Origin of the sequence: Paraburkholderia phosphatilytica, assembly GCF_003443895.1 — a bacterium.
In the GTDB taxonomy this organism is placed as follows: Bacteria; Pseudomonadota; Gammaproteobacteria; order Burkholderiales; family Burkholderiaceae; genus Paraburkholderia; species Paraburkholderia phosphatilytica.
In genome coordinates this window covers 1-21,023 of sequence record NZ_QQOA01000024.1, presented here as the reverse complement: position 1 = coordinate 21,023, position 21,023 = coordinate 1, and the positions used below count along the sequence as shown (strand labels likewise).

21 protein-coding genes and 3 pseudogenes are annotated in these 21,023 nt (G+C 62.6%); 4 read left to right on the top strand and 20 right to left on the bottom strand.

The genetic code is table 11. The features are described 5' to 3' along the window. Window positions 1-2: 2 nt before the first annotated feature. The 15 genes from virB11 to DVS29_RS23215 all read right to left on the bottom strand — a co-directional run bounded on the left by virB11 (window position 3) and on the right by DVS29_RS23215 (window position 12,572). Complete coding sequence (gene virB11 / locus DVS29_RS23285; RefSeq protein ID WP_118182877.1) at window positions 3-1,121, bottom strand: P-type DNA transfer ATPase VirB11; 1,119 nt, start codon at window positions 1,119-1,121, stop codon at window positions 3-5. After that, complete coding sequence (gene virB10, locus DVS29_RS23280) at window positions 1,118-2,362, bottom strand: type IV secretion system protein VirB10 (RefSeq protein ID WP_118182876.1); 1,245 nt, start codon at window positions 2,360-2,362, stop codon at window positions 1,118-1,120. The genes virB11 and virB10 overlap by 4 nt, the downstream gene beginning before the upstream one ends. Then, window positions 2,355-3,179 carry a TrbG/VirB9 family P-type conjugative transfer protein gene (locus tag DVS29_RS23275; protein ID WP_420816157.1) on the bottom strand — a complete coding sequence of 275 codons (825 nt, stop codon included), beginning with the start codon at window positions 3,177-3,179 and terminating at the stop codon, window positions 2,355-2,357. The genes virB10 and DVS29_RS23275 overlap by 8 nt, the downstream gene beginning before the upstream one ends. A gap of 2 nt (window positions 3,180-3,181) precedes the next feature. Continuing rightward, window positions 3,182-3,886, bottom strand: coding sequence for a VirB8 family type IV secretion system protein (locus DVS29_RS23270; RefSeq protein WP_118182874.1), 705 nt, complete (start codon window positions 3,884-3,886; stop codon window positions 3,182-3,184). Window positions 3,887-4,069: 183 nt separating this feature from the next. Then, on the bottom strand, window positions 4,070-4,765 hold the full coding sequence (gene virB5, locus DVS29_RS23265) for a P-type DNA transfer protein VirB5 (RefSeq protein WP_118182957.1): 696 nt from the start codon (window positions 4,763-4,765) through the stop codon (window positions 4,070-4,072). Between the two features lie 14 nt (window positions 4,766-4,779). Beyond that, window positions 4,780-5,940, bottom strand: a complete 1,161-nt coding sequence (locus tag DVS29_RS23260) for a TrbL/VirB6 family protein (RefSeq protein ID WP_118182873.1) — start codon at window positions 5,938-5,940, stop codon at window positions 4,780-4,782. Continuing rightward, window positions 5,937-8,393 (bottom strand): VirB4 family type IV secretion/conjugal transfer ATPase, encoded by a 2,457-nt coding sequence (locus DVS29_RS23255; protein ID WP_118182872.1) that lies wholly within the window; start codon window positions 8,391-8,393, stop codon window positions 5,937-5,939. The genes DVS29_RS23260 and DVS29_RS23255 overlap by 4 nt, the downstream gene beginning before the upstream one ends. Next, complete coding sequence (locus DVS29_RS23250) at window positions 8,383-8,715, bottom strand: VirB3 family type IV secretion system protein (RefSeq protein ID WP_118182956.1); 333 nt, start codon at window positions 8,713-8,715, stop codon at window positions 8,383-8,385. Before DVS29_RS23250 ends, DVS29_RS23255 begins: the two co-directional genes overlap by 11 nt. Before the next feature lie 40 nt (window positions 8,716-8,755). Continuing rightward, the gene (locus tag DVS29_RS23245) at window positions 8,756-9,055 is read right to left on the bottom strand and encodes a TrbC/VirB2 family protein (RefSeq protein WP_276314336.1); all 300 of its coding nucleotides are present in this window, start codon (window positions 9,053-9,055) and stop codon (window positions 8,756-8,758) included. Window positions 9,056-9,147: 92 nt separating this feature from the next. Further along, window positions 9,148-9,819 carry a lytic transglycosylase domain-containing protein gene (locus tag DVS29_RS23240; protein WP_118182870.1) on the bottom strand — a complete coding sequence of 224 codons (672 nt, stop codon included), beginning with the start codon at window positions 9,817-9,819 and terminating at the stop codon, window positions 9,148-9,150. Further along, the gene (locus DVS29_RS23235) at window positions 9,819-10,424 is read right to left on the bottom strand and encodes a hypothetical protein (protein ID WP_118182869.1); all 606 of its coding nucleotides are present in this window, start codon (window positions 10,422-10,424) and stop codon (window positions 9,819-9,821) included. The genes DVS29_RS23240 and DVS29_RS23235 overlap by 1 nt, the downstream gene beginning before the upstream one ends. Before the next feature lie 343 nt (window positions 10,425-10,767). Further along, a complete protein-coding gene (locus DVS29_RS23230) occupies window positions 10,768-11,052 on the bottom strand; it encodes a hypothetical protein (RefSeq protein WP_118182868.1) in 285 nt (94 codons plus the stop codon). Beyond that, window positions 11,045-11,278 carry a helix-turn-helix transcriptional regulator gene (locus tag DVS29_RS23225; protein WP_118182867.1) on the bottom strand — a complete coding sequence of 78 codons (234 nt, stop codon included), beginning with the start codon at window positions 11,276-11,278 and terminating at the stop codon, window positions 11,045-11,047. Before DVS29_RS23225 ends, DVS29_RS23230 begins: the two co-directional genes overlap by 8 nt. A gap of 116 nt (window positions 11,279-11,394) precedes the next feature. Next, complete coding sequence (locus tag DVS29_RS23220) at window positions 11,395-11,931, bottom strand: hypothetical protein (RefSeq protein ID WP_118182866.1); 537 nt, start codon at window positions 11,929-11,931, stop codon at window positions 11,395-11,397. A gap of 242 nt (window positions 11,932-12,173) precedes the next feature. Beyond that, entirely contained in the window at window positions 12,174-12,572 is a 399-nt protein-coding gene (locus DVS29_RS23215; RefSeq protein WP_118182865.1) for an ACT domain-containing protein, read from the bottom strand. A 212-nt stretch (window positions 12,573-12,784) separates the two neighbouring features. Between DVS29_RS23215 and DVS29_RS23210 the strand changes: the two genes are divergently transcribed. From DVS29_RS23210 to DVS29_RS23200, 3 genes and pseudogenes are all read left to right on the top strand, one after another. Continuing rightward, window positions 12,785-13,729 (top strand): fatty acid desaturase family protein, encoded by a 945-nt coding sequence (locus tag DVS29_RS23210; RefSeq protein ID WP_118182864.1) that lies wholly within the window; start codon window positions 12,785-12,787, stop codon window positions 13,727-13,729. Continuing rightward, on the top strand, window positions 13,722-14,990 hold the full coding sequence (locus tag DVS29_RS23205; RefSeq protein ID WP_118182863.1) for an SLC5/6 family protein: 1,269 nt from the start codon (window positions 13,722-13,724) through the stop codon (window positions 14,988-14,990). Before DVS29_RS23210 ends, DVS29_RS23205 begins: the two co-directional genes overlap by 8 nt. A 191-nt stretch (window positions 14,991-15,181) precedes the next feature. Beyond that, window positions 15,182-15,430, top strand: a pseudogene (locus DVS29_RS23200) (transposase); the annotation flags it as partial. Window positions 15,431-15,568: 138 nt separating this feature from the next. On the opposite strand, the gene tnpC reads toward DVS29_RS23200, so the two are convergent. The 3 genes from tnpC to tnpA form a co-directional block, all read right to left on the bottom strand. Then, window positions 15,569-17,206 carry an IS66 family transposase gene (gene tnpC, locus DVS29_RS23195; RefSeq protein ID WP_118182862.1) on the bottom strand — a complete coding sequence of 546 codons (1,638 nt, stop codon included), beginning with the start codon at window positions 17,204-17,206 and terminating at the stop codon, window positions 15,569-15,571. A 90-nt stretch (window positions 17,207-17,296) separates the two neighbouring features. Beyond that, entirely contained in the window at window positions 17,297-17,641 is a 345-nt protein-coding gene (gene tnpB, locus DVS29_RS23190) for an IS66 family insertion sequence element accessory protein TnpB (RefSeq protein WP_164707970.1), read from the bottom strand. A gap of 8 nt (window positions 17,642-17,649) precedes the next feature. After that, the gene (gene tnpA, locus DVS29_RS23185; protein ID WP_118182860.1) at window positions 17,650-18,138 is read right to left on the bottom strand and encodes an IS66-like element accessory protein TnpA; all 489 of its coding nucleotides are present in this window, start codon (window positions 18,136-18,138) and stop codon (window positions 17,650-17,652) included. A gap of 85 nt (window positions 18,139-18,223) precedes the next feature. Between tnpA and DVS29_RS23180 the strand changes: the two are divergent. Beyond that, window positions 18,224-19,286, top strand: a pseudogene (locus DVS29_RS23180) (IS701 family transposase); the annotation flags it as partial. 26 nt (window positions 19,287-19,312) lie between these two features. On the opposite strand, the pseudogene DVS29_RS23175 reads toward DVS29_RS23180, so the two are convergent. Both DVS29_RS23175 and DVS29_RS23170 read right to left on the bottom strand, forming a co-directional pair. Then, window positions 19,313-19,690: pseudogene (locus DVS29_RS23175) on the bottom strand (phosphodiester glycosidase family protein); the annotation flags it as partial. A gap of 107 nt (window positions 19,691-19,797) precedes the next feature. Beyond that, a complete protein-coding gene (locus tag DVS29_RS23170; protein ID WP_118182859.1) occupies window positions 19,798-20,730 on the bottom strand; it encodes an HTH-type transcriptional regulator ArgP in 933 nt (310 codons plus the stop codon). Between the last annotated feature and the right edge of the window lie 293 nt (window positions 20,731-21,023).

The window sequence follows — 21,023 nt, the reverse complement described above, 5'->3', positions numbered from 1 at the left end:
CCTCACGAAAACGTCGTGCGCGCCTTGCGCACCGGATCGAACCAGACTTCCGTCATGCCCCAGCGCTTGCCGATCTGTCTGCCCGCCTCGTCGTAGAGCGGATACGCTTCCATGTGCGCAACGATGTCGATCGTCAGTGTGAGCAGGCGCTTGAGTGCCGTATCGTCATAGGCTGCGGCTTCCGGGTGCTCCTTCGCCATCAATGCAAAGCGCTCGATCGCGACCGTGGCGCTTGATGCGTGATAGCTCGTGATCGAGCCAGCGTGGCCCGTCGTCAGCAGTTTCAGGAAGTCATAGGCTTCGGCGCCGCGCAGCTCGGCGAGCAGCACGCGATCCGGTCGCATGCGCATCGTGCTCGCGATCAGGTCGGCCGGCGTCACACGCGCCTGGCCGTGACCGCCCTTGCTGTACAGCAGGTGCACACAGTTCTCGATATGCCGGATGAAGAGTTCGCGGACATCCTCGATCGTCACGATCCGCTCGGTCGACGGTATCGACCGGCAGAGCGTCTTCATGAAACTGGTCTTGCCCGAGCCGGTATTGCCAACGATCACAATGTTCAGGCGCCCGGTCACGGCCCGCTCGAAGAAGGCACACCAGTCCAGCTCTTCGAGGCACTGCACGAGCTTCCGGTCTGTCGGGCGCAACGCTGGCAACACCGTGTCGAGCCCATCCGGGCGGTGCCAGAGGGTATCGTCGAACAGCCCTTCGTCGCGATACGCGTCGAGCGTCTTTTCTCGCACGGAAGGCCGGCGGATCGTCACTGAGACGGTGCGCGGCGGCACGACGGGCGGCACCACGATCTGGATGCGTGCGTCGCCCGGCAGCAAGGCCGAGAGCACCGGATGCTGCGCCGATACCTCCTGGTTCGTGAGCGTTGCGACCGCGACCGCGAACGACATCAGCCGCTCGTAGTCGAGATCGGCACAGTCATGACCGCGCCAGCCGAGATGGGTCTCGGTCAGCACGCGCTGCGGCCGGTTGATGACCAGTTCAGTCACGTCGGCATCGTCGAGCAGCGGCGCAAACGGCCGCATCAGCTCGCGTACCGACGCGTCGTCGGGAAGCCGCGCGAGTGCGGCATTGGCGGATCGATCCTGCATGTCAGCACCGGCGATCATGGCGCACGCTCCGGCTGAAGCGCATAGACCGTCCCGAAATCCAGATCGCGCGCGACGACGATAGTAAATTCGGCCCCCTGGTTCTGCGTCAGCGTTGGCGGAATATTGATCGTGCTGTTGAGCACCCGCGTCCCCATGTCGTTGCCCTGCTGCTGCGTGTTCTCGTAGACGACGGACCCGTTGCTGTTACCGCCTCGCGTAGCCAGATAGCCGATCGCGTCCTGGGTAATGCCCAGCATCATCGCGGCACCAATGCGCTGCCCCCAGTGGTTGTCGACGTAGCCATCGATCCCCATGCGACCAAGCGCATCGGCCGCCGGCGAGTCAATCTCGACGGTCACGCCGTGGGGCGTCTCGATGCGTGCCGCAAGGATGAAAGTCCGCTTCTGTCCGGGCGACAGGTTCGAGCGGTATTGGCTGTTGATCTGCGAACCGCGTTCGATCAGGACAACCCGCCCGTCATCGGAATAGACGTTCTTAGTCACCGTGCAGGTCGACAATCCCGCTTCCGTCGAATCGAACGCGGTGTCGCCTGCGCAATCGATCTTTGCGCCCTGCGCGAGAATCAGGCTGCGGTCACCGAGCGTACCGGCACGCACCCGCGGCGTGGCGGTCGGGGTCAACGCCTGTGCAAGTGCCCCCATCCCACCCTGGCCCGCTGTTGTCAACGGCTGGCCGGAAACCGATGTCGCCACCGACGAGGCTGCTTCCGCAGCGCCGCCAGCAACACCCTCCGCCGTGAGCATGCCCGTCAGGCCTCCACCCTGACCACTCGCCCCGGTTGCGCCACCGTTCGCGAGTAACGGCGCATCGTAGTAACTGCGGGCTGGTGCCGGGCGTTGAACCGTGACAGCGGAACGGGTGGCGACTGGCCTCGAGACCTCAGCAGGTGCACTTGCCGCGGCTGGCGCCGAGGCCGCGCTCGCGGCCACCGGCGCCTCCCTGAACACACGTCCCTGGGTCGCCGTGCCCTCGACCGCATCGCGGTGCGCTTTCGCCTCCGCATCGTGACGTGCAAGGAAGGTGTGAACCGTCCAGACCGCACCGGCACCGGCCACAAGGACGACGACAAGTGGCGTCAACCACCAGGCGCGCGGGCGCGCGCCCCGGTATTGCCCAAGTGCCGGCATGCCGCGATCGACCTGCGCTCCGAACGCGTCGACGGCACTGCGGTCAGATCCGGCCGGATGCCGGCCGGACGGATCATCCGGTTCAATCGTGTTGCGGATATCGTCACTCATGATCCTGACTCCGCAAGACGCGCTTCACACCATCGACCGTCGTGCCGTCACTGGGCGGCACGCCATCCATGTCGTACGCGTCGTTCCAGATACCGACGACCTCGTCGCCGAGCCGCAATACGAAGCGCTTCGCCACTTCATGTACGACGATCGTGTCGTTCTCCATATGTTTATCGACCACGCTTTCCGTGCCGTCATCCGCCACCCGGAGGATCGCCGGGATGCGCCGGTTGGCCGGAATGCGGATCCAGGTGAACCGCCCGTCGTCCCACGCCGCGACCGGCGCGATGTCGTCCGAATGTGGCATGACCTGCATCGAGTACCGGGTGTTGCGCACCACGGACGGCTGGGCAAGACGCTGCGCCACCAGCGCCGCATCGGCCTCAGCATGCGTCTGGGTGTTGAGCTCATCCGGGTAGACGAACGTCACCCGATACATCTCGTCGCCGTTGCCGAATTTCGCCTTCAGGGGCAGCACCACCAGGTCGAAGCTGTAGCTGCGCTTGTCCGTACGGATCTCGAGATTCGAGTTGTGCGCGGCGAGCTGCGGTTTCAGATAGACGTCGTGGTCGCCTTTGTTGGCCACGACCTGCCAGCCATCGCGATCGCCGGGTGCAACTACCTGGATCTGCTCGTGTGGATCGAGCGCGATATGGGTGGCGAACCCGCGCTGCGCCTCGATGCGCACGACGGCGTCGGATGCGTAGACGATCTGCCGGACCCGCGAGTCATCGGACCAGCCCGGCACGTCCCAAGCACGGGCGACCGGACTTGCTATCAGTACAAACACAAGGCAGAACATCGAAACAGAGCGCATTCTCATGGCGCACCTCCCGCGCTCGACGATGAAGCCGGCGGCGTATATTCGGGATCGCGGCTATAAGCCATCACCTTGAAGCCGAACGGATTCGCGACGGCCACGCTCTCGCGCGTAAAAACCGGCGGCCGGTAGGCGTAGGCCAGCGTGATGACGAACCGCTGCGTCGGCTCAGCGTTCGCCTGACCGTTCTTCAGAGTCGTGCGCTCGATATGCACGACCGCGTGCCCTGGTTCATCCGGCGGCAGCGTCGTCGAGAGAATCCGCACACGGCGCTCGGTGTTCGGGCCAAGCTGCCGGTCCAGTGGATCGGGACCGCTGTAGATGCCGCGGTAGTCGCGCGCGACCATGTCATCGCTCATGCCAAGCACGCTGTCGTAGTCCATCTGCAGTAGCCCCCAGTCATAGCGTTCACGCTCGCGTACGTATTCTTCAACCCAGTGCTTGTCCTGGATCTCCTTCGTGTGCACGTGACGTGCATCGAGCACGTCGATTACCTGCGACTCACCCGTCAGACGATCGACCTCGATCGGCAAGGGCACCACCCGGTAGAACGGCACCATGACGGCCAGTGTCATCACACTGAGCACGGCCACACCGACCGCTCCGTACGCAACGTGCCACGCCCGTCGCTCGGACCGCTCCTGCAGGTGCGTCAGCGACGCCTCGATGTCGAGCACGCGTCCATAGTCGTTGTCCGCGCTCATGATCCAGCCCCCACCGTCGACGCAGCGGATGGCATTCCTGGAACGGGAAGCTCGCGGTTGATTGGCACGCGATGCCAGCCATCCGGCAGGACGGGTTTGGGTGGGCCCGACGAGCATCCATCGATAAGGATAACGAAATTTACAAGGAACAATCCGATGAGCAATGTTTTCATGATCGTCCCCTCAGTTACCGAACGATGCCGGCACCATCTGGTCCTGCAGCCGGACGGTATTGCCCGCGCGGCTCAATACCAGTTCGCTCTGCTGTTCGGCGACGAGCCGGTCTTCCGTATCCGCCAGCATCCGGAAGAGCTGCAGCTTGATCATCTCGTCACCGACCGCCGTGGTCTCGGTCTGGACGCGCGCCTGCAGTTCGGCAATCCCTTTCGGATCCTGCGTGACGTCGATCTGCTGCATCAGGCTCTGGATCTGGTTCAGTTCCTGCAGTTCCGTCTGATACGCCTGCTGACCGAACGCCTTGTCCTGGAACGGCTTGTTCAGCGCCCGCTGGCACACCTGCTGGTCGATGCCGGCCTGGTCCTCGCAGTTATAGATCTCGCTGGCCGAACGCAGCGCCTGTGCGCTTCCGGTAAGCCCCACGTAACCGCCGTTCTGCACTGCCGTGTACACGCTCTGCCAGTTCGACGGCAGCGAATTCGCCACCACCGGATTGCTTAGCAGCGCACCAAAGCCCCGTGTGCCGACCGTCGACTGGTAGATCTGGATTTCCTGCTGGACCTCCTGCTCAAGCTGGAGCACAGTCGCAATGGCCTGCGCCACGTTCTGCGCATCGAATACCGGAATGCCCTGGGCGTAGCCCGCCGGAGACACTACCGCCCAGATAAGCGCAGCAGCGGCTACCTTCAATCGTGCTCTCATGATGTCCACCTCTCTTAACTGCCCTGTCCCAGGTTGGCATGCGCGGCACGCTGGTAAGCCGGCGCCACGCCACCCGATGAATTTCCCGATCCGCCGCCAGGGCCCGTCCGGTCACGGATCGTGCCGCCAGGACGCGGACCATTCCCGCCGCGGGTGAACATCTGACCGATCACGGTGGCGAGACGCCGCGATGCCACGCCGGCTACGAACGCGCCGAATCCGGACACGGTCGCGCCACCGGACAGACCGGACGCCACCGACGGCAGTTGCCAGCCGACCATCGCCAGGAAGATCGCCGTCGCGAACATACCGAGCGCGGCTCCCCACGCCGACGCGGCCTCAAGCGCAGCCTGACTGGCCGCCACAAGCGCCGCCGCGTTGGTACCGGGCGCTGACGTCGTCACCTGGAACGGTGCGAGCTCAGTCGAGAACGCCGTCAGCGCCATTCCCAGGAAAGCGGCCACCAGTACCTGCAGCAGTGCATAGTTCGCGACCTTCGCGGTCCACGCTTCGAAGAAACGGGCCGTCGGCGCAAATGCGGCGCAAGCAATGAAAATCGGACCGATCCCGAGCACCAGGTCGAGCAGCATGCGTCCCATCACGACCTCGAACGCGAGCACGATCAGGAAGATCGAGCCGCCAACCGCCGCGATGAACCCGCACACGATGTCGCCGATGGCGGCAGCGAGGCCACTCGGGCTGAGCCCTTCGTGCGTCGCCTTCTCGGAATAGGCATCCAGCACCAGATCAATCTGCTGGTCATAGCAGTCAAGCGTCTGGTAGATACTGGTTGCGCTCGTCGGCGTCACGCTGCTGCCGCTGACCGATCCACAACCCGGGTTGCCGCCACCCGTGGTGTTGGCGGCGATCTGGATCGTCTGGGCAAGGCCCGACGTCGCACCGCTGACGGCCGTCACGACCTGTTGCTGGTAGAGGCCGCTGCCGAGCGCAAAAGCGAGGATGACGGCCACTTTCAGTCCTCGCCATGCGAATGCGGGCACGGCTTCGTGCGCCTCACCGCGCACGATCGCAAGGCCATAGGCGAGGATCCAGATCGTGACGGCGGTCGTCGCAACGGGAACCAGCGCGCCCGACAGCGCCGACGAGACGTTCGTGACGTAGGTCGACATGCCGTTTTCGAGGGTGCCGCCGATCGCGGTAAAGAGCCCGCTCATCGCGTACCTCCTGCACGAGTTGTCTGGGTTGCCTGGGTCGCCCGGCGCTTCGCGAGTTGCGCGTGGAAAACCGGCAGCCATACATCGGGGTCGTCACCCACCTGTGCGCGGATCGTGTCGAGGAGCTCGACGTTGTCGGTCGTACCCGACAGAACATCGAGGACATCCCCGAGCCCCGCGAGATCGAGCTTTCCGATCGCCGACCGGTGCCCCTGCTTGACCAGAAACATGCGGCTGTTCTCACCAAGATTGCGCACGATGTTGAATTCGGCTTCGGTCAGCTTGAACCCATGCACGTAGTCGTCGTAGTCGGCTCGCGGGTTCGGCAGGAAGAAGAAGGTCGCGCTCTGCTCGATCAGCGCCCGTGCGATATCGCTACGCAGCACATCCGCTGGCGACTGGGTATCGAAAATGCCGAGCCCGTTCTGCTTGCGGATCGTCTTCTGCTTGTTCTTCGCAAAGTCCGTGAAAACCGGGTCGCCCAGCCGTTTCCAGAATTCGGTCATCACATAGATGAAGCGCCGGCCGTCGATCAGGCTTTCCGTCAGGTGCAGCAGATACATCGTGACCGGAGTCGAGACTTCCGCGTCGTCGAGCAGTTCGGTATCGTCAAAGCCGAAGAGATTCGCGCGTGCGAGGTCCACGGTGTCCGTCGGGTTGTCGAGCACCCAGCCCAGGCGCCCGCCCGCACACCATTTCGCGAGACGCGCGTGCAGGCTGTTCTCGCCCACATTTGGCAGCAGTTGCCTCACCATCGACAGGCGCCGCAATGGCTTTTCCATGCGAGCGACTTCGCGCACGGCGCGCGAGATGTCGAGTTCTTCTTTGGCGGACAGCAACAGACCCGTGTCAACGAGCTTGCGCACCAGCCGCTCCCAGAAGTCGAGCACCGACTCGTCCGGCGTCATCTGGAACGGGTTGAGTCCGGTCGCCTCGCCACGGCGGAATACGGTATAGGTGCCGCCCATCGCCCGGATCGCGATCTCGGTGCCGCGATCCTTGTCGTACAGCACCGCGGTCAGACCGAACTTCGTCGCCATCGCGAGGAGAAACAGTTCGAGCACCGTCTTGCCCGCACCGGCCTGGCCGATGATCTGGGTATTGGCGAGCGCCTTCTCGTCGGCCGAATCCTGCTTCTCGGGCGTCACGTGAAAGTTCAGGTACAGCGGCTGGCCGCTCGGCGTCTTGACGATCGTGATCGCCTCGCCCCACGGATTGCCGTCGCGTTTTCCGGTCGCGAAATTGTGCAGACTGGACAGGCCGCAAAAGTTGCGGGAGGTCAGCTTCGCTTCGCGTGGCCGGTAGCGCCAGTTGCCCGGCAACTGTGCGAACCATGCAGCGTCCGCCACGAGGTCAATCAGGGCAGTCTGGAAACCGGCATCGGCAAGCTGCGTGCGGGCCTTCGCGACGTGCTTTGAGACCGCTGCTGGAGTATCGGCCAGCACCGCGAGCGAATAGTGATATTCGCCCAGCACGAAATCGCCGTTGATCAGATTGTCGAGCGCCAGATCCATCGCCTCGACCTGGGAGACAGCCACATCCTCGCCGGCGATAAGCTGGTTGCGCTGCCGCTCCAGCGCTTCCTTCGCACCGGGTTTGTCGAGGATCGTGAAGCTCTGCGTCTCGATATACTCGAAGTCGCCATACAGCAGGCCATTGAGCATGCCCGGCTCGGTCTCTTCGGGATAGTCCTTCAGGTCGAGCAGCGCGGCATAGCGCGTCGCGGCTGGCATGCGGATCTCGACCTTCTCGACGCCTACGAACAGGCGCGAGGTCGGCAGTGCCTCGCGGATCGCTCCGGAGGGGACTGGCTCTGGCTCCCAGACGGCGTTGACGAGATAGCCGAGCAGTTCCAGCGCTGACGAATACCGGCGCGGTCGCTTCATGAAAGGACTCGACTTACGATAGACCCCGAGCCCCACCGGGTCATAGGGCTTCAGCCCCGACTCGACCTGGGCGCCGAGTTCGTCCATCACTTTCAGCGCTTCCTGCTGGTCGCGCCGGATGTCATCGCGCGTGCGGCGCGCCGCACGGCTGAAGACGCGTCCGAGCTTCGTGCGGTTGGGGCGATAGACGAGCGTCAGATACAGTTCGTTGGCCATCATCCGGTAACCCGCGAAGCTCGCGTAGTAGCGTGTCGCCAGCTCCTGGCAGAAGCGGTTGTCATAAGGCGTGGCAAAGTGGTCCGAGACACGCCGGCGCAGACGGTGTGACCAGAGTGCGACATGACCACCGGGCAGCGCACGCACGAGCTGGTTGAACCCATCGTGACGAACGAGGATGTCCACCGGATCGGCGGCCTCGAATGCGATGCCGGCAAGCTTCCAGATCCGCAGGTAATCGCCCTCGCGTGTCCTGATCACCTGATCGGTGACGTGCATCGAGTAAGGGATGTAGTCGGCAAGCGCCACCTCACGTTTCGAAACGGCGCCGTGTGTCGGATCAGCCAACATGTCGGCCCCTCCTCTTCAGGCGAACCGGCGTGTAGGCGCGCGCGCCCCAGAAACGGCGATTGCCCTGCCGCAGCACCATGCGCAGGCGCAGTGCGTACTGCGCGAGGCGCTGGTCGTCGCGGCGCGTGACAACACGCATGGCGACGAACACCGGGATCATCAGGAACAGGAGCCCGACACCGAGCGGTGGGCTGGCCAGCAGGGCCCAGATGGCGGGGATCAGCATGCCGCCACCGACCATGAGAAATGGCACGAGCGGCACACCCCAGAGCATCGCGGGCCGCGTGCATCCCTTGAAGACAGGATCCCTGAGCGTATTCATCATCGGGTTCATGGTCGCGTTCATGGTTGCTGGCCCCGGATCAGCTCGTCGGGATGAGCATGCCGGCGATCACGGTCGCGCACCCGACGAAAAGACCGCCGATGAACACATTCGCAATGTCGCCGAACCGGGCATGCTGGAACATCATCCGGAAGCCCGCCCAGATGATAGAAATCGAGCAGATCACACCGCCGACACCCAGCAGGGTCGTCTGGATCGTGCTCAGCAGCGTATTAACCTGCGACAGCTGCGCCCAGGCGGGCGAGGCCACCAGCAGCGCAGTCGTGATGGCAGCGGCCCACCGCGCCATCCGACGGGCAGAAGAAAACGGGACAGGCATACGTCCGCATTTCTTCTTTCTGATATGGATTCCTAAATTCATGAAAAACTCCTTTCTGCCTGAACTGGATTTACTATCGAATGGATATCGGGCTAGAACACCACTGCACTACCGGGCGAGTCATCGGCATTCGTGCCGGATGCGATATCCGGTGGATCCGGCATCCGGTGCCTCGCCGGTTGTGACGACGTCCGGGCTGCGGGCACGGTCCGCTCACCAGGACCAGCCTGACCGGCCGGAACAACAGGAATGGGCTCAATCGCCGGCACGAAGGTCTGTGAGGGAATCGACTCGGGCAGGCTGGCGTTATCGACCACGCGCTGCACATACCCGGTGCGATACCCCGTCGAGAAATTGCCACTCGCGTAGCACGACAGGCCTGCGCGCAGCGCAGCCTGTGGATCGCGCCGGGCATCCGTTTGCGCAAGGCGCGCTGCGGTAAAACAGCCCTCGATGACCGCAGCTCCCGCCGCCAGGTTGCGGCACGGATCGAACGCGCTCTGCTCGTTCAGGCCATACGCCGCCCAGTTCGCTCGGTTGACCTGAGCGAGACCGACGCTGAAGTTCCAGCCGGCGGCCGCAAGCGCGCGGACCGTGGCCACAGCCTCAGCCTGGTTCGCTGGCTGACGCACCAGTCGACCGTGCACCACGCCAATCGCATACGGATTGAATCCGGACTCCGTCCGCACGATCGCGGCCATCGTGATCGGCGAGACCTGGGGGGCGCACTGCTGCACGAGCGTGGCGAAATCGAGCGGCAGCATCAGTGCCCCCCGCCGCTTTGACCACGTTGGCCACTTTGACCACCTTGCTGTTCGCTCTGCTGCAGGAAGAGCGCAGCAGACTGCGATGGGTCGTATGGGATCTGAGAGGGCTCCTGCGTACTGCCCGTGCTGTAGAACTCGGTGATGGTCGACCCCGCACCCGCGACGTCCCACCAGACGCGGGTATAGAGCTGGTTGTCGATGTCGACATTGATCGCGCCCGTGGCACGGCACAACAGTTCGCTCTGCTCCGGGCCGCCCCAGTAAAGGAGGTCTTCCCGGCAATAGCCCCCGCTCGCGAACGTATTGGTCGCGGACGTTCCCTGCGAGCCGCCTGCGCCGAAGTCACAGGTCGGGAACGGATCGCCATGACGCAGGGCGCTCCAGAGCCGCTCGATCGGTGGCACGCACGCGCCGTATTGTTCCGGGCCGCCCGGATTGGACAGGCATAGCAGGACCTGACAGCCCCAGTCATCCGCGTGTGCGACGCCGGGCGCAAGAACGGACGTGCCGGCGAACAGCGCCAGGGCAAGCGCCCACCGACGCACGATGCCGCGCATCGCCCGCAATCGCACTCCATTCGCTTTCAACCAGAACACATTCATGATCCGTTTCCTCACATCGAGGCAGCGCCGAGGTGTCGAACCGGATGGGGAAAAAAGGAACCCGCGGCGCCTGGGAGGCAAACCGCGGGCTCAAGGGGGATCAGTCGTCAGGATCAGGCACAGAAACAGAAAGACCTGCGAACGCAGGTCCCAGATCGGAAAACCACCGCCATGCTCACACGCATCCGTCGATACGTCGGGGCCGCTTATGCGTACTCGGCCGTGCATGTCGCACATCGGCCGGAACAGGTTGTCGAACTGCTTCCGGGGCTATGCCGCCGAAGCGCGAGATCGTGCCGCACTGATCGGCCGCGCGTCGTTCCGGCATCCTGGACCCTTCAATTCATGGCTTTTCCACCAGCAGTCCCGCCAGCGCCTGCTTCGCGGATGACAGTTCAAGCTCATAGCCGCGCCAGGGATACCTTGGAATCCCGAGCCGGCGGCATATCACCTCGCGACCGGCACGCCACAGATACACCATGCGCAACAGATCGCGGTGACGCACGGCCAGCCGCCGCCATGCACGTTCGATATGGTCGGCATCAACCGGATCGTACGGACCACGGCCGGCACTCGCCCAGTTATCGAGCCGCGCATCGAGAGACCGTTGCGAGGTGCGCTCACACATCGCGATCGTCCCCGGCAGGCGGTGAGACGCGATACCCGGCCGGGTCCTCGAGGAACCGCTCGATATCCGATGCACGCCAGCCCACCGCACGCTCGCCCAGACGGATCGGGCGCGGGAACGTGCCTTCCTGCATCCGCTGGTAGATCGTCGACCGCTTCAGGCCCACTTCCCGTTCGACCTGCCCGCGCCGTAGTATTGCGCCTGTTCCCCTCAACTGGACCGACATGGCCAACCTCCCGCTGTCCTGTTCGAAAGAGTTGCTGCATGGGTCTCATTCAAGCAGTCGAGGAGCCTGACGGGCAATTCCGTCATATCGTCGGAAGACCCCGTCGGAAGTGATTGTCAGTGATAGCGGCCGTCTGACTCGTTGACCGAGTCGGGCCTCAATGCGGCAGCAAACGTCTGCGCGCTGCGCGACGCCTCGCCATTGGCCTGCCCCTTTAGCCCGAGTTTTTCATCGAGTGCGCGCGCAACGGTGGAGGATTTGGGCGGGCGATCGGGCTCCCACTCCGACCAGTACTCCTGCATGACCTCAAAGAGCGCTTCCAGCGTTCGCGTCAGGTGAGGCAGACGCACCGTCACGCCGGGCCCGTGCGCAGCGGCTGCGGCCGGTGTGTCGCCGGCGACGGTGGTCACAGTGAAAGGCAGGCGTTCGAGCCTGCGTTCAAGATGGGACGCCCAGACGTGATGCATCACCACGGTCCGGGAGATGGCAAGCTCCAGACGGGCAATACGGCGCTCGCGGCCCCTGAGGCGAACGGTCAGGCGCGCAATCAGGGCCTGCAGTTCTTCACTGCGCCGCTGCCAGCATTCAGGCTCGGGGTTTGAGGTCTGATCCTGTGCGCCTTGCACCGGTCGGCCGTCAGTCGATTCGGACATGCTCCCTCCTTTCCAGTACAGCACGGGACCGTTCGACATCGACGTCGATATTCCAATCACGGCATGACCAGGCAGATATTCCTCCTTCGCAGGGGCCACTCCGGGTCCCCTGTCGTCTCATTAATCTATTGATTGCGTCACCGCACAGCAAGCCAGAGCCCGCCCGGGTAACAAAAATTGCCCGTCATGCAGAAAAATTGGCAGGCCTGACCTTCGCGCCCGCACATCGGGGCAGATATGCGTCAGCCGGGCGACGCGGCGATGTCGAGCAGGAGCGTCATCGCTTCTTCGACCCGATCGACCGGCACGAGGATGTGATCGTGGTAGTAGCCCGCGACCACATTGCACGAGATGCCAGCCCCGGCGAGCCTGCGGCTGATCACCGCGATAAACCCGACCGCCTCGAGACTCGAATGGACCGACAGGGTGATGAGACGGGCGTCGTAGGTATAGGCAAGTCCGCGCCGCAGCGCTTCATCACGCTCGATGATCGCCGTCAGACCCTCGCTCTCGCGCACGAGGCAGAAGGCCAATAGCCCGGCCGGCAAGGTGAAGTCCGGAAACGAACAATAGACATAGGTGGCCTCCGCCACGACAGGACTGAGCGTCGCACACAGCTTTGCAAGGTCCTTTTCACTCAACTTTCCACCCTCCCCTGATGGTGACGTTATGCCACGCCTTGCGCGGCACACGCGTCATGAGTTTAAAAATGCTGCACACCGGGCAGCATTTTTAACTGCCGCGGCCCGGACAGGATCAACCGCCTAAGATCAGGTCAAAGCTTTTACTGAACAGATACGCAATCAAGGATCGGGGACCGCCGGGGACTTCACGTCATCACAAGGAGCCTGCGATGAGATCACCCGCATCATCATCCGTTTTTGCCGATCAGACAGCCATGCACACCGCCCTGGACTCTACAGACATGGACTGGATAACCCCGCGCGCCAGAACGTGGCGATCGCTCTCGGACATCGCCACGGACTGGGCAATCATATGCCTTACCGTCTGGATTGCCTACCGGATTGGGGTCTGGGTAAGTATCGCTGCGATCTTCGTGATCGGCAACCGCCAGCGGGCGCTCGGTAATCTCCTGCATGAGGGCGGACACCAGAACCTGAGCAACAGCCGCGACGTGAACGACCGCATCGCCGGCGTCCTGCTTGCACCGCCACTTTTCAACGAACTCACGCTCTACCGTCTCCAGCATGCCTGGCATCACGGTTCGCTCGGCGACCCGGCTCACGATCCAGACTATCTCTCCAGCGTCACACATGCGGGTGACCACTGGTTTAGCGTCTACCTGCGCGTGCTGACCACACCATCCATCTGGGCTGGCTCGGTGTTCGGGCATCTCATCAATGCCCGTCTTGCCCTGCGTCAGAAGCTCGCCATTGCTCTGTGGTGGGCCGCGTGCGAAGCACTACTTGACATCACGATCGGAGTGCATTTCGCGCTGCTGTTTTTTGCGCTATGGATCGTCGCGCGCGCGACGGTGTTCCATGCCATCACGACGTTTCGCGAAATGACCGATCACTACGGGCTCGAACCGGGTGGCATTTTTTCGTATACGCGAGACATTCCGTATCACGGACTCAGTTCCATCCTCCTGCACCCGCATCACAATGGCTATCACCTGACACATCACCTGTTTCCGCATATTCCCTACCTCGACCTGCCCAAATTGCACGCCGACCTGAAACAGATCCCCGCGTTCAGTCGACGCGCGATCATCTGCGATTCTTACGTGAAAGGCGCTCGTGCCAGCGTAACGAAGTGGGGGGCAGCGCATGTCTGACCGCACCCTGAAACCGGTTCAGATCGCCAGCCTGCTCGTTTCCACAAGCTGCGGTACGGGCTTTCTCCTTGGCACCGGCGAACTCGCGCTTCGAGAAGGAATGGTCGGCTGTCTCTATGCGGTCGCCAGCGCGCTGGGCCTGGTTGCGCTCGCCGCATGCGCACGTGGGCTCTCGATAACGCGGCAATCCATCTGGACTAGGCTAGACCAGATCTATGGCACCTCAGTTGGCCGCGCAGTGGCCCTGCTCTCCCTTGTCTGGATGACCGGCGTACTCGCTGCACAGATCCGGGGGGGAGCAGCGATACTCACACTGGCCGGCATCGGTCCGACTTCCGCGCTCCTGCTCGTCGACGGGTTATTGATCTGTCTTTCGACACTGCGACTGTCGTGGCTTGCCGCAGGATTCGCGATCTGCATGCTCGCGTGCAACGCCGTGCTCGTGCGCACGCTGTTCCTGACCAATGGACTCGACGTGTGGCTGCGTGCGCCCGTCCAGTTTCTGGACGGACTTCAGGGCGCGACGCTGGACCATACAGGGTTCACGGTCGTGTCGGTCGTGCTCATGGTCATCTGTGGCGCAGACTATCAGCAGTTTGTGCTCGCGGCGCGCACGTCCGCGATGGCGCGAAACGGCTGTCTCCTCGCGGCAGGGTTCGTGTTCCTGATCGGCTTGCTGCCAGCGTCCGCAGTCATCGCGGCTTCTCCGGTCTGGCATCTGCAGCACCTCGCCGACCCCGTTCAGGTCATTCCGGTTGTGCTGATACACACTCTCCCAGGACATTCGGCGAATACGGCGAGTACGCTCGTCATCGTCGTTTTGCTCACAACCGCACTGGGCGCCGGCTGTTCAATACTTCGGGCGATGACCGACGCCACGGCCTCTCTCGGCCCGCGTTCAACGGCTCGGCCCATCTGGTCTCGCGTCGTGCCGATCGCCCTCGGAACGATCGTCGCCCTTCACGGTAAGAGCCTGGTCGACATGATGGTCGATCTCAACATGGTCTACCTTACCGCCGTCGGGCCACTCGTGGGATTCGCATTGCTCAACCGCCGCATTTCCGACCGGTGCGCCAACGCGACACTGGCGATCGGTAGCGGTATGGCGATCGCAATATACCTCGCGCGGTGGACAGGCTTGACGAGGATCCCGGAGACCAATCCGTTGGCCGTTTCCTTTCTCCCCCTGCTTCTGATTGCCGTATTGCTCTGGCGCCGCTCAACCGCCTGCCGGGGAAGCGAGCGAATCAGGGACTCGTGACGCATGATTGGACTACCCAGCACGATACGCTGGCGGTGCTCCTCCGAAGCACCGCCGCATCAGTCTGGTTCATCTCGATCTGATGCTGCGCACCTTGAATCCTAGTCTTACTGTGTCATAAAACTGACGCGATTTACTCAAATGCTGCGCGACGAATACAATAAGGATATCCAGGCATCGGGCGAGGATCAATGGGCGCGCAAACGCGGTTTGAGCAGTACATTGAACATCTGGCTGGAGGGTTGGGGCATGCGGACCGTCACGCAGGCCTGAAGGCCTACTACACCGGCCTGATGCTGCCATTGACGGGCAAGAGTGTGGAGCCAATGGCCGCCAGTGTCGATCCGCTCCATGCCAGCGCGCGGCATCAAGCCTTGCACCACTTCGTTGCCAAGGCCGACTGGTCGGACGATGAACTGCTGCGCCGGGTCTGTCAGTGGTAAGCGATCGATTCAACACACCAGGTTGTTGACGGTCGGCAACGGATAGGCGAGTTTTCCGGTCACACCGGAGACGTTTGAGTCGGCGAGATGCAGGGGTGCCTGCAATCGTATGCTGGGGGAGGCGCTTCGCTCTGGTCAGCCACTACCTGTTGCGACCTGTTGCTGGCGCGCGTAGTTGAACGGCAGCAGATCAGTCACGTCAGCATCTGGCGCGCGCTGTGGTAGTTCCTTGAGTACGTGCAGCAGATAGTCGTATGGTTCGACCCCGCAGGCCCGGCACGTCAGCACGAGACTGTAGATCGTGGCGCTGGCTTTCGCGCCGTCGACCGTATCGCTGAACAGCCACGATTTTCTTGATGTCGCAAACGGCCTGATGTCCCGTTCGCAGACGTTATTATCAATTGGGGCACGGCCATCGGTGACGTAGCGACCCAGATACACCCACTGGTTCCGGGTATAGGCGATGGCCTTGCCCAGCAGGCTTTGCGGCACCACCTTCGGCGCCAGTTCATCGAGCCATGCCTTGAACGCGTCGAGCACCGGCGCGCTGTGCTGTTGTCGCAGGCGGTATGTGTAGTCGGCGCGGGTCTGACCGGCAGGCAGGTCGCCTTTGGCGAGCGCCTCGACACGGTACAGGGCCTGGAAGTATTCGAGCGCTTTTGCCACGCGTGCGTTCGGCGCTTTCGGTTTTCCGTCATCCCCTTTCTTCTGCGCAGCCTTGTCGGCCTTGACGAACAGCCTGCGCGCATGCGCCATGCAGCCGAAGTGCGTCGCTTTCTTCAGTGTTCGCCAGGCGCTGTATCCGTCGCTCATCAACATGCCGCTGTAGTCACCCAGGAACTTCTGCGGATGCGTCTGGCCACGCCCGGGCTGGTACTCGAACAGCACGACCGGTTCGGCACAATCCTCCGCACTCCGGTAGACCCATGCATAGCTTTTGCTCTGCGCCGCCCGACCAGGCTCATTGAGTACCTGAAGCGTGGTCTCGTCGCCGTGAATCAGCCACTGCGACAGCAGCGTCCTGTACAGCGCGTCGTACAGGCGACTGTAATGAAGTTCACTGGGACGGATCACCCATTGCGCGAGCGTGCCCCGACTCACCGGAATCTGCCAGCGGGCAAGTGCCGCCTGCATCCGGTACAACGGCATGCCGTCGACGTATTTCGCGGTCGCGACCGTCGCGATCACCGAGGCATCTGCATGGCTGCCCGGAATCGGCTGCACCGGCATCGGCGCGAGCACGACCGGCGTATGTTCGGCGTGACGCTCGCAGTGCCGGCACGCATACTTTGCGCGCGCGTTCTGGCGAACCGTCCATTTCACCTCGACGTGCAGCTGTTCACTGACATCCTCGCCGATGCGATGCATCGGATTGCCGCAGCACGGGCAGCCTCGCTGCTCTTCAGGCAGATCGTACTCGACGCGCTCCCGCTTCAGGTATGCCGGCAACGGCTTGCGCCCGACCTTGCTTCGCCCAGGCGGGTCGACCGGTGGCAAACCGGTGTCGGGCAAGGCAGCCCCCGCATCCGCATCGTCTTCGTCGCCAGGTTCGCTGGCAAGCTGCTCCGCCTCGTCGAACATCCGGTCCTGGCGTCTCTCGCTCTTCGGTGCGTAACGCTCGGATTGCAGCAGACGGACCTGCTCCTCGAGCTGCTCAATGCGCTGGCTCAGCTCGCCGATGCGCTTCGTGTCGCCGGCCACGCGCTCTTCGAGATCGTGTATGTAGCCCTGGACGGCATGGGGCACGCGCTTGAGATCGGGTGCATTCGTCATGCGCTCCAGGATAGCGGAGTGTGGTGCGCGACAGGTTTACGTCAATTTGTAACCAGTGCCCATCGCGTGGCGAACGGGCTACGTGGGAGACTAGCCGGCGTGCTCGTAATGACGGACAGGATGCCGGCGAAGCGCGTCGATATCGATACCGTCCAGGAGCCAGTGCAACTGCTGCGTGCTCAGCTCGATCACGTCCTCATCGCGTCGCGGCCACACGAAGCGGTCTTCCTCGAGCCGGCGCAGCAACAGCCAGAAGCCAGTGCGCTCGTACAGCAGGAGCTTGATCCTGTCACATTTACGATTGCGGAACGCGTAGACGGCGCCGGCAAGCGGATCCAGCCGCATCGACTCCTCGACCAGAACAGCAAGGGTGTTGATGCCGCACCGGAAATCAACCGGTTCGCGATACAGGTAGACGCTCAGGTCGTTGGCCAAGCGCAGCATCACCGGCTCCTCAGCGCGTCAATCATCGCCGTGATCAATGCCGGATCCTGTGCGCCGCACTCAAGTTCGAGACTCACCCCGTTGGGCAGTCGCGCCACCAGACGCGACGGTGACGGTGGGTGCGGCGAACTTCGCACGACTTCACGCGGCCTGAGCACCGGCGTCATGGCTGGCGACGACGGCAGACTTGTGCCTGCCGTCACAGCATCCGGTTCGGCTATCTCCACTACGGGTACGAACTCCACCGAGCCCGAGCGGGTCGACTTATGCGAGTCCGTATGCGTGAGCCGCCTGCGCTCCAGCATGATCCACTTGCGCAGCTGGTTGGCGTTCACGCCAGCCTTGAGCGCCAGGCCAGCCACCGATGCGCCGGGGTTCTCGCACGCCTCGATCAGCCGTCGCTTACCCTCAGGATCGAAGCAGCGCCGACCGCCTTCATCGATGTGCGTAACTTTTAGAGGAAGAAAATCAAGTTCGTCTGGGGTCATGTTGCGTCCGCAAGTTGAGTGATTGCGGACGCAAGCTTGATCTCCGGACAGCGGACACGCCAGGCGCGTAGAAACGATCGCTTACTGTCAGTGGGTCGTGCCGCGAATGGACTTCTCTGATAGCGGCTTCTGGATCGTGGACGACACGGGCTTCCCCAAGAAAGGCCGTCATTCGGTCGGTGTGTCACGCCAGTACTGCGGCGTGCTCGGCAAAAAGGATAATTGCCAGGTCGCAGTGAGTGTCTCTCTGGCCTGCGAGCAGGCCAGCATTCCGGTGGCGTGGCAACTCTATGTGCCGCAGGACTGGGCAGAGGATGACGAACGACGCGCGAGAGCCGGCATTCCTGCCCATATCGGGTTTGAGACCAAGCCGCAGATAGCACTGCGGCAGATCGAGACCTTGCTGGCTGCCGGGGGCGCCGCGGCACTGCGTGCTTGCTGATGCAGGCTACGGCATCGATAACGCATTCCGGCAACATCTGGACGATCTGGGTCTGGCATACGTGGTCGGCATCACCTCGGCGCTGGTGGTCTGGCCGCCGGGCGTCGAACCATTGCCGCCGAAACCATATGGCGGCATGGGCCGCCCGCCTGTGGTGCCGCGCCGTACGCCCTCCCGGCAACCAGTTAACGTGAGAGAACTGGCCCATTCACTGTCCGCTGATGCCTTCACGACGCTCAGTTGGCGCGAGGGTTCGAACGAGACGCTCAGCAGGCGTTTCGCAGCGGTTCGTGCGCGCCACGCGGGCGGCAATACCGGCAAGGCACGGTTACGTCCCGAGCAGTGGCTGCTCATCGAATGGCCTGCTGACGACGCGGACCCGCTGAAATACTACCCCTCCAACCTGCCAGCCGACACCGCGCTGGCGCAACTCGTCGCGTATGCGCACATGCGTTGGCGCATTGAACGGGACTACCAGGATCTGAAGCAGGAACTGAGGCTTGGGCACTATGAAGGTCGAGGGTGGCGGGGGTTTCATCACCATGCGGCCCCGGCCATTGCGGCCTACGGATTTCTGCTCTCTGAACGTCTCGCTACTGGCGCTGCGGTCAGCGCCAAAAAAAACTTCGCAGCACGCCAGACGCCTGGTGTTCCCGAAGATTACATTGCGAGGGGAAGTCCGCCGCGCGCAACGCCACACACCTGATTCGCTCGCGACAATTCGCTATCAACTCACCGTGGGGCTTGTCGCCAGTCTCGGCATATGCCCATGCTGTCGAAGTCCGATGGGACGAAGGGAATTTGTGACACAGTAAGACTAGTTGCCGGTCGTCGCACTAGCGAAGACGCTACCGCTCGCTGCGTCGGATTCGACGGCGAACTGTCCGAAGGATGACCGACATCCGCACCGTTGACGATCATCGCACTTGATCCGCCGCCGTAAAGATTCGTGGCCGATGTCGCCCCGAGCCATTGCATAACGTTAGCCGCTTCCGGGATCGTGGTCCCGATCGAGAGACTGGGTTGCCGGACATCGACCTACACCAGCAGAACGGTCTCGTCCACTGCCTCGCCGATCATGGTCCGCGGGTTTCGCGCGTAGAACCAGCCCTATAAGAATATAAGAATTCAAGCGTTTAAAGCTGAACAGTACGACACCGCGCTGGGCACCGTTCTCACTCACTTTAGGCATCACTTTTCCCGACCTTCCGCGTCAATCAGTTCCGACCACTGCCCCCACTCTTATTGTCGACTGATCCGGGCGGCAATTGCGGGAGTGCCTGACGGGCCTGACACATTATCAGTTCACTGATCTGCCGAGCGTTTGGCGGCGCTGCCTTCCAGTGATGCCAATAGAGATCTACCGCGATCCTATGCTGCGGTGCCAGCGAAATCAAATCACCCGCGTCGATCAATGGCTGAACCTGCATCAAGGGCACGAGACCATACCCGACCCCGGCTCGGATGGCAGTAAGTAGCGCGATCGGCGACGGGAAGAAGTGTGTTGCATAACCGCTTACGGGAAACCCGAGCAGGCGCTCCAGGAAGACATCATGGAGTCCATCCTTGCGATTGAAGAGTACTGCAGGCGCCCCAAGCATGTGGTGCAGCGTGACGCCCTCTGCGAAATGTGACCTCGCAAACTCAGGGATCGCGACACATTCATACTCCATCGCGCCAACTGGTTCCGCCACAAACCCCGTCGGTGCAATGCTCGCCGTCGACACGCAACCCATCGCCTCGCCGCGCGTCAGCACCGACAGGGTGTAGTCCTGATCATCCACGATCAATTCAAGCTCAAAGTACTCCCTTGCAATCGCGCACGCGACTGGCTCGAACCAAGTGGCAAGCGAGTCCGCATTGACCGCGATCGCGATTCTTGCCCTCTGCTTACCCCCTGGCTTGATCCGTTGCAGGGTGTCTGCCTCGAGAAGCTTCAGCGCTTGGATGTGACTCAACAGCGTTTCCCCCGCCGGGGTGGGCATCATGCCATCGCGAACGAGTAACGGGGTGCCGAACGCTTCCTCGAGAGCAATCATCCGCTGCGACACGGCGCCACGTGTAACGTTCAGCGCATCGGCCGCACGGGCGAAGTGCCTGGTCTCGATGAGTACGGCAAATGTTTCAAGTTGCTGTCGGTCGAAGGTCATCTTACTCGGCGCTAAGAATCATTGGTTTTCACAATCCTTTCTCCCTTTCCGAGTGCGCCGCGAACTAGCATGTCACCTGTGAGGAACCCGTAATCGTGACCATCTACAAACGCCGCCGTCTGCTCGGACAGGGCCGCTCTGACTTGACACGGCGTCAGGACTGCGCAACCGTCGAGCTATCTGGAGGTGGTCACTGCCTATTGAGGTTTACTTAATCCATGACAACCGACCTTCAGTTCGCGCGTTATAAGGTCAGTACCTTGATCGGAGGAACGGTTCATGGCCAAGATGGA

Excerpts from the sequence above, each read along its gene's own strand:
- virB11 (WP_118182877.1), bottom strand. The coding sequence starts at position 1,121 with ATGATCGCCGGTGCTGACATGCAGGATCGATCCGCCAATGCCGCACTC.
- virB10 (WP_118182876.1), bottom strand. The coding sequence starts at position 2,362 with ATGAGTGACGATATCCGCAACACGATTGAACCGGATGATCCGTCCGGC.
- DVS29_RS23275 (WP_420816157.1), bottom strand. The coding sequence starts at position 3,179 with ATGCGCTCTGTTTCGATGTTCTGCCTTGTGTTTGTACTGATAGCAAGT.
- DVS29_RS23270 (WP_118182874.1), bottom strand. The coding sequence starts at position 3,886 with ATGAGCGCGGACAACGACTATGGACGCGTGCTCGACATCGAGGCGTCG.
- virB5 (WP_118182957.1), bottom strand. The coding sequence starts at position 4,765 with ATGAGAGCACGATTGAAGGTAGCCGCTGCTGCGCTTATCTGGGCGGTA.
- DVS29_RS23260 (WP_118182873.1), bottom strand. The coding sequence starts at position 5,940 with ATGAGCGGGCTCTTTACCGCGATCGGCGGCACCCTCGAAAACGGCATG.
- DVS29_RS23255 (WP_118182872.1), bottom strand. The coding sequence starts at position 8,393 with ATGTTGGCTGATCCGACACACGGCGCCGTTTCGAAACGTGAGGTGGCG.
- DVS29_RS23250 (WP_118182956.1), bottom strand. The coding sequence starts at position 8,715 with ATGAATACGCTCAGGGATCCTGTCTTCAAGGGATGCACGCGGCCCGCG.
- DVS29_RS23245 (WP_276314336.1), bottom strand. The coding sequence starts at position 9,055 with ATGCCTGTCCCGTTTTCTTCTGCCCGTCGGATGGCGCGGTGGGCCGCT.
- DVS29_RS23240 (WP_118182870.1), bottom strand. The coding sequence starts at position 9,819 with ATGCTGCCGCTCGATTTCGCCACGCTCGTGCAGCAGTGCGCCCCCCAG.
- DVS29_RS23235 (WP_118182869.1), bottom strand. The coding sequence starts at position 10,424 with ATGAATGTGTTCTGGTTGAAAGCGAATGGAGTGCGATTGCGGGCGATG.
- DVS29_RS23230 (WP_118182868.1), bottom strand. The coding sequence starts at position 11,052 with ATGTGTGAGCGCACCTCGCAACGGTCTCTCGATGCGCGGCTCGATAAC.
- DVS29_RS23225 (WP_118182867.1), bottom strand. The coding sequence starts at position 11,278 with ATGTCGGTCCAGTTGAGGGGAACAGGCGCAATACTACGGCGCGGGCAG.
- DVS29_RS23220 (WP_118182866.1), bottom strand. The coding sequence starts at position 11,931 with ATGTCCGAATCGACTGACGGCCGACCGGTGCAAGGCGCACAGGATCAG.
- DVS29_RS23210 (WP_118182864.1), top strand. The coding sequence starts at position 12,785 with ATGAGATCACCCGCATCATCATCCGTTTTTGCCGATCAGACAGCCATG.
- DVS29_RS23205 (WP_118182863.1), top strand. The coding sequence starts at position 13,722 with ATGTCTGACCGCACCCTGAAACCGGTTCAGATCGCCAGCCTGCTCGTT.
- tnpC (WP_118182862.1), bottom strand. The coding sequence starts at position 17,206 with ATGACGAATGCACCCGATCTCAAGCGCGTGCCCCATGCCGTCCAGGGC.
- tnpA (WP_118182860.1), bottom strand. The coding sequence starts at position 18,138 with ATGACCCCAGACGAACTTGATTTTCTTCCTCTAAAAGTTACGCACATC.
- DVS29_RS23170 (WP_118182859.1), bottom strand. The coding sequence starts at position 20,730 with ATGACCTTCGACCGACAGCAACTTGAAACATTTGCCGTACTCATCGAG.